The following is a 6,059-nucleotide window of genomic DNA, read 5'->3' on the forward strand; positions in this document are numbered from 1 at the left end:
ATGCACATCATCCCGAACCGCCGCCGCTTCCTAGCCGGTCTCGCGGCGGCAGGGACGGCGGGACTGATCGGTATCCCTTCATCGGCGCGCGCGGAGCCGCCGCCGGAAACCACCACCGTCCGGCTGCCGACGTATCTCGAAGATGATGGCGGCTGCTGGGCGGCCTTGTACATCGCCGGGGAGCTGTTGCGCGCCGAAGGCTTTACCGTCCAATTCGTGCAAGGCGACCTTAGCGTCGACAACTCGGTGTGGCTCGCGCGCGGCGAGACGGACTTCGATCTGAACATGCCGGCAATGCTGATCAAGTTGATCGATACCGGTGTGCCGATCAAGGTGCTGACCGGCCTGCACACGGGGTGCTTCGAGGTGATCGCCAACGAACACATCCGCAGCTTGACGGATTTGCGGGGTAAGAAGGTAGGCGTGTATGCATTGAACGATCACCCGCACTTGCTGACGATCCTCATGGTCGCCTATGTCGGGCTCGATCCCAAGCGCGATATCGAGTGGGTCCCTTCCACAGGCACGAGCCCGACGGACCTCTTCATCGACGGCAAGATCGATGCCTTCCTCGCCGGTGAGCCCACGCAGCAGAGGCTGCGGGCGCGCAAGATCGGCCACACGATCTACAACAATGGCGTCGATCGCCCCTGGTCGCATTATTTCTGCTGTATGATCGCCGGCAGCGCGGATTACGTAGAGAAGTATCCGATCGCGACCAAGCATGTCCTGCGGGCCATCCTGAAGGGCGCCGACCTGTGCGCCTCGGATGCGCCGTCGGCGGCGCGCCAACTGGTCGATCGCGGTTACTCCCGCCGCTACGACCACACGCTCCAGACGCTGAAAAACATCGGATACGACACCTGGCGCGACTACGATGCCGAGGACTCGATACGCTTCTACGCGCTGCGCATGCAGGAGACGGGCATGATCAAGTCTAACCAGCAGAAGATCATCGCGGAGGGCACCGATTGGCAAATCCTCGACGAGTTGAAGCGTGAACTGAAAACCTGACTCCATTTGTCTCAAGAGGAGACGTGGACATGCAAAACATCCAGAGCCGTCGTCGCTTCCTGGCTGGCGCTGCGGCCGCCGGCGCTGCGGGACTTATCGGCACGCCGGTGCGTGCATTTGCGGAGGGCTCTCTTGAGACTACGGCGATCCGCCTCGCAAAGATCGCGGGCATCTGCATTGCGCCCCAGTACGTCGCCGAGGAGCTGTTACACCTGGAGGGGTTTACCGACGTCAGCTATGTGGTGACGGAGGCCGCTGTCGCGACGTCGGAGACGATCGCGCGCGGCGAGGTGGACTTCAGCCTGAATTTTGTCGGGCCATTGGCCCTTGCAATCGATGCCGGCGACCCGATCACGATTCTGGCGGGTGTGCATACCGGCTGCTTCGAACTGTTCGGCAACGAAAGCGTCCGCCGCATCACCGACCTCAAAGGCAAGACCTTAGGCATACAGGGCCTGGGTTCGACCCCGCACGTGTTCTTGACCAGCATGGCAGCCTATGTCGGGCTCGATCCCGAAAAGGACATCCGCTGGCTCATCACCAGCCCATCCGTCAGGGCAAAGGAGCTGTTCATCGAAGGAAAGGTCGATGCGTTTCTCGGGTTTCCGCCGGAGCCCCAGGAATTGCGCGCCCACGACATCGGCCACGTGGTCGTCAACAGCTCCATTGACCGTCCCTGGTCGCAATATTTCTGCTGCATGCTGGCGGGTAATGCCGACTTCGTTCGCAACAACCCGGTCGCCACCAAGCGTGTCGTGCGCGCCATTCTCAAGGCGGCGGACCTTTGTGTCACGGAACCGCAACGCGTCGCCCAACAGATCGTCGATCGCGGGTTCACGGCCCGGTACGACTATGCGCTGCAGACCATGAACGACGTGCCGTACGGCAGATGGCGCGATTACGATCCCGAGGACACTGTGCGGTTTTACGCCTTGCGCCTGAGCGAGGCCGGGATGATCGCGGCGAGTCCTCAGAAGATCATCGCCGACGGCACCGATTTTCGCATGTTCGAGGAGTTGAAGCGAGAGCTGAAGGGGTAGGCGTGCAGCCTGCACGGAAAGGAGGATCGCATGCAGATCATCCAGAATCGCCGCACTTTCGTGGCAGGCGCCGCGGCGGCCGGCGCTGCAAGCTTTTTGGGGACGGTTACAAAGGCGTCGGCAGAGCCACCGCCAGAGACGACGCGGATCCGGCTCATCAGGATTCCCAGCATCTGTCAGGCCCCCCAGTACGTAGCCGAAGAACTGCTGCGCGGCGAAGGGTTCACCGACGTGCAGTTCATCCCAAAAAGGGGAACCGCAGACATCGCGCCGGCACTTGCCTCCAGTGAGGTCGACATCAGTGCGCATTTCGCGGCCCCTCTCCTTCTTCACCTGGAGGCGGGTGATCCGATCGTCGTCCTGGCGGGACTCCATGTCGGCTGCTTTGAGCTGTTCGGGACCGATCGCATACAGGCGATCAGTGACCTCAAGGGGAAGACCGTGGCCGTGCCGTCGCTGGATTCCAGCCGATACGTCTTTCTCGCCAGTATGACGGCGTATGTGGGCCTGGATATCCATAAGGACATCAACTTCGTCACGCATCAGGGGCCTGAGTCCATCCGGCTCCTCAGCGAGGGGAAGATCGACGCCTATCTAGGCTTTCCCCCCGAACCGCAGGAGATGCGGGAGCAGCAGATCGGCCATGTGGTGATCAGCAGCACCGTGGACCGGCCCTGGTCGCAATACTTCTGCTGCATGCTGGCTGGGAACCGGGAGTTCGTCCGCGAAAATCCGGTGGCCACCAAACGCGCCCTCCGCGCCATCTTGAAAGCGGCCGATTTCTGCGCCAGCGAGCCCGAGCAATCGGCGCAGTTCCTGGTCGAGCAGGGCTATACCAAGCGCTATGACCATGCCCTTCAGGTCATGGAGGCGATCCCCTACGGTTGGCGTGAGTACAGCGCCGAGGACACGCTGCGCTTCTACGCCTTGCGCCTCCGAGAGGTCGGGATGCTCAAGAGTTCCCCCCAGAAGCTCATCGCAGACGGAACGGATTTCCGCATCCTCGACGAGCTCAGGCGCGAGTTGAGGACCTGAACAGTCGGCTGGCTCGTTGTGACTTTCCTGAGAAGGAGGAGCCAATGCAGATCATTCAAAGTCGCCGTACCTTCCTGACCGGCCTGACGGCAGCCGGGGCTGCGGGCCTCGTCGGCGCCGCAACACAGGCCCGGGCTGAGCCACCGCCCGAGGTTACCCGCATCCGCACGTCGGTCTTCCGCAAGGTTTCCGATTGCCAGACGCCATTCTACGCGGCCGAGGACCTTCTGCGGAACGAGGGCTTCACCGAGATCGAGTTTATCGAGCCGGCCAATGATGCCGAGTCGCTACGGATGTTGCCGGACGGCGTCATCGATTTCGACTGGTGGTTCGCGCCGGAACTTGTTCGGATGATCGACAGGGGGACCCCGCTTGCGATCCTCGCCGGCATGCACACCGGTTGCCTCGAACTGCTCGCCAATCAGGACGTAGGCAGCGTGAAGGCATTGCAAGGCAGGCGGGTCGGCGTCAACCAACTGAACGGCATTCCACAAGTGCTGCTCAAGCTTATGGCCGCTAATGTCGGGCTCGACGTCGAAAGGGACATCGAATGGGTCGTCACCCCCAATTCGTTGGACCTGCTGGCCGCGGGCAAGATCGATGCGTTTCTGGCCACGCCGCCTGATCCGCAGATCGCCCAGGACCGCAAGATCGGTCACGTGATCCTCAGCACAGCACTCGATCGCCCATGGTCCCAGTACTACTGCTGCATGCTGGCCGCGAACGTGGATTTCACCAGGCAGTATCCGGTCGCCACCAAGCGCGTAATGCGAGCCGTGCTCAAAGCCGTCGACCTCTGCGTGTCCGACCCGCAAGCGGCCGCCAGGCGCTCGGCGGACAAGGGCTTCGCCAGCAGCTACGACTATGCGCTGCGCACGCTCGGCGCCGCGCGCTATGACGTGTGGAGAGAGTTCGATCCCGAGGACACCTTGCGCTTCTACGCCTTGCGCATGCAGGAACTCGGAATGATCGCCGCAAGCCCCCAGGAGGTCATCGCCAAAGGCACGGATTGGCGTTTCCTCAACGAGCTGAAGCGCGAGCTGAAAACCTGATCCCCTTTCTTGGAGAGGTGCAATGCCTATCGTTCTGGACCGCCGCAGTTTCATGGCCAGCGCTGCAGCCATCGGTGCAGCTGGCATGTTCGGTGCTGGACCTGCACTTGCCGATACGTCGCCCGAGACCACGAGCGCGCGCTTTGCGGATTTCGTTGCTGGCGACTGCGTTGCTCCGCAATACATCGCCGAAGGGCTGCTGCGCACCGAAGGTTTCAGCGATTTCAGTTACGTGCCTGTCGGCGACGAAGCCACCGCAGCGGCGTTGCTCGCGGACGACCGCGCGGATTTCGGGCTCGATTTCGCGAGTGCGGTCGTCGTCGCGGTGGACAAAGGTGTGCCGCTCAAGGCGCTGTGCGGCGTTCATGTCGGCTGCTGGGAGTTGTTTGCCCACGAGGGCATCAACAGCGTCCTCGACCTCAAGGGCAAGAGTGTCGGAATTGGCCCCACACTCGGCACGGACCCGCAACTGTACGTGACTGCGATGGCCACCTATGTCGGGCTCGACCCGGCGCGTGACATCAACTGGGTCATCAGCGACACGACCCCGATGCAGCTCTTTGCCGAGCACAAGATCGATGCTGTGCTCGCAGTCGCGCTCGAGGTGCAGGCGCTGCGAGCGCAGAAGCTGGGTCATGTGGTGGTCAGCAGCATCTCGGATCGTCCCTGGTCCCAGTACTTCTGCTGTATGCTGGTTGCGCGCACGGATTACATCGAGCGCTATCCGATCGCCACGAAACGCGTTCTGCGCGCCATTCTCAAGGGCGCCGATGCGTGTGTCTCCGATCCCGACCTTATAGCCCGCCAGCTGGTCGATGAGGGCCGCGCCGACAATTACGAATATGCAGCGCGCATGATCGCGGAAATCCCGTACGCGAGTTGGCGGGAGCTGGACCCCGAGGATTCGCTCCGATTCTTTTCGCTGCGCCTGCACGAAGCCGGGGTCGTCAAGTCGAACCCGAACGACATTGTGGCGAACGCAACCGACTGGCGTTTCCTCAACGAGGTCAAGCGCGAGTTGAAGCAGTGAACGGATTGCCGGCCAGATCTCCCGGTCGTCGAGCGGCGACGCGTCCGCCGGGAGATGACCGGTCGAATGGTTGGCCAAACCTGAGCGCGAGATAGATGGAGGCTACAATGCAGTTGATGCAGAACCGTCGCCGTTTCCTCACAGGCCTGTCTGCGCTCGCAGCCACGGGTCTGGCGGAGAGCCGCGACGCGGCCGCCGCTGAAGCGGCATCTGAAACCACGATCGCCCGCTTTGCGGCCGCCCCTGGTATCTGCATTGCACCGCAGTACGTCGCCGAGGATTTGATCCGCGCGGAGGGGTTCTCAGATTTCGGCTTCGTCGCCGCGGACGCCGGTATCGCCCAGACCGAGATGCTGGCGCGCGGCGACATCGACTTCGGCATCGACTTTGCTACGGCCCTGATCATTCCGATCGATACTGGAGCCCCGATCAAGGTGATCTCCGGCGTGCATGTCGGCTGCTACGAGTTGTTCGGACGCGAAGACATCAAAGGCATCGCTGACCTCAAGGGTCGTAAAGTCGGTGTCGGCGGCAACCTATCATCCGATCCGCATGTCTTCGTCAGTGCCATGGCGACCTATGTCGGCCTCGACCCGCAACGCGACATCGAATGGGTCGTCGGCGAGACAAGGCCGGCGGAACTTTTCGCCGAGGGCAAGGTCGACGCGTTCCTGGCTTTTCCGCCTGAGGCTCAGGATCTGCGCGCCCGCAAAGTCGGCCACGTGATCCTCGATAGCTCCAAGGATCGGCCTTGGTCGCAATATTACTGCTGCATGCTGGCGGTTAACGCGGCCTACGCCGAGAAAAATCCGGCTGCCACCAAGCGCGTCGTCCGCGCCATCATCAAGTCGGCCGACATCTGCGCGGCTGAACCGGAACGGGTGGCGC

General features: G+C 62.3%; 6 protein-coding genes. All 6 read left to right on the forward strand.

Going from position 1 to position 6,059, the window contains the following annotated elements:
• On the forward strand, positions 1-1,014 hold the full coding sequence (locus tag ACH196_RS33830; protein ID WP_396651238.1) for an ABC transporter substrate-binding protein: 1,014 nt from the start codon (positions 1-3) through the stop codon (positions 1,012-1,014).
• 29 nt (positions 1,015-1,043) lie between these two features.
• Positions 1,044-2,054 (forward strand): ABC transporter substrate-binding protein, encoded by a 1,011-nt coding sequence (locus tag ACH196_RS33835; RefSeq protein ID WP_396651239.1) that lies wholly within the window; start codon positions 1,044-1,046, stop codon positions 2,052-2,054.
• Between the two features lie 30 nt (positions 2,055-2,084).
• The gene (locus ACH196_RS33840; RefSeq protein ID WP_396651240.1) at positions 2,085-3,089 is read left to right on the forward strand and encodes an ABC transporter substrate-binding protein; all 1,005 of its coding nucleotides are present in this window, start codon (positions 2,085-2,087) and stop codon (positions 3,087-3,089) included.
• Positions 3,090-3,133: 44 nt separating this feature from the next.
• On the forward strand, positions 3,134-4,141 hold the full coding sequence (locus ACH196_RS33845) for an ABC transporter substrate-binding protein (RefSeq protein WP_396651241.1): 1,008 nt from the start codon (positions 3,134-3,136) through the stop codon (positions 4,139-4,141).
• A gap of 22 nt (positions 4,142-4,163) precedes the next feature.
• On the forward strand, positions 4,164-5,171 hold the full coding sequence (locus ACH196_RS33850) for an ABC transporter substrate-binding protein (protein WP_396651242.1): 1,008 nt from the start codon (positions 4,164-4,166) through the stop codon (positions 5,169-5,171).
• Positions 5,172-5,278: 107 nt separating this feature from the next.
• A partial coding sequence (locus ACH196_RS33855) for an ABC transporter substrate-binding protein (RefSeq protein WP_396651243.1) occupies positions 5,279-6,059 on the forward strand: 781 nt, incomplete at its 3' end.

This window comes from Mesorhizobium sp. IMUNJ 23232, assembly GCF_044326205.1.
Lineage (GTDB): Bacteria > Pseudomonadota > Alphaproteobacteria > Rhizobiales > Rhizobiaceae > Kumtagia.

What these genes read in the sequence shown, in the direction of transcription:
- ACH196_RS33850 (WP_396651242.1), top strand. Translation starts at nt 4,164, where the DNA reads ATGCCTATCGTTCTGGACCGCCGCAGTTTCATGGCCAGCGCTGCAGCC.
- ACH196_RS33845 (WP_396651241.1), top strand. Translation starts at nt 3,134, where the DNA reads ATGCAGATCATTCAAAGTCGCCGTACCTTCCTGACCGGCCTGACGGCA.
- ACH196_RS33835 (WP_396651239.1), top strand. Translation starts at nt 1,044, where the DNA reads ATGCAAAACATCCAGAGCCGTCGTCGCTTCCTGGCTGGCGCTGCGGCC.
- ACH196_RS33840 (WP_396651240.1), top strand. Translation starts at nt 2,085, where the DNA reads ATGCAGATCATCCAGAATCGCCGCACTTTCGTGGCAGGCGCCGCGGCG.
- ACH196_RS33830 (WP_396651238.1), top strand. Translation starts at nt 1, where the DNA reads ATGCACATCATCCCGAACCGCCGCCGCTTCCTAGCCGGTCTCGCGGCG.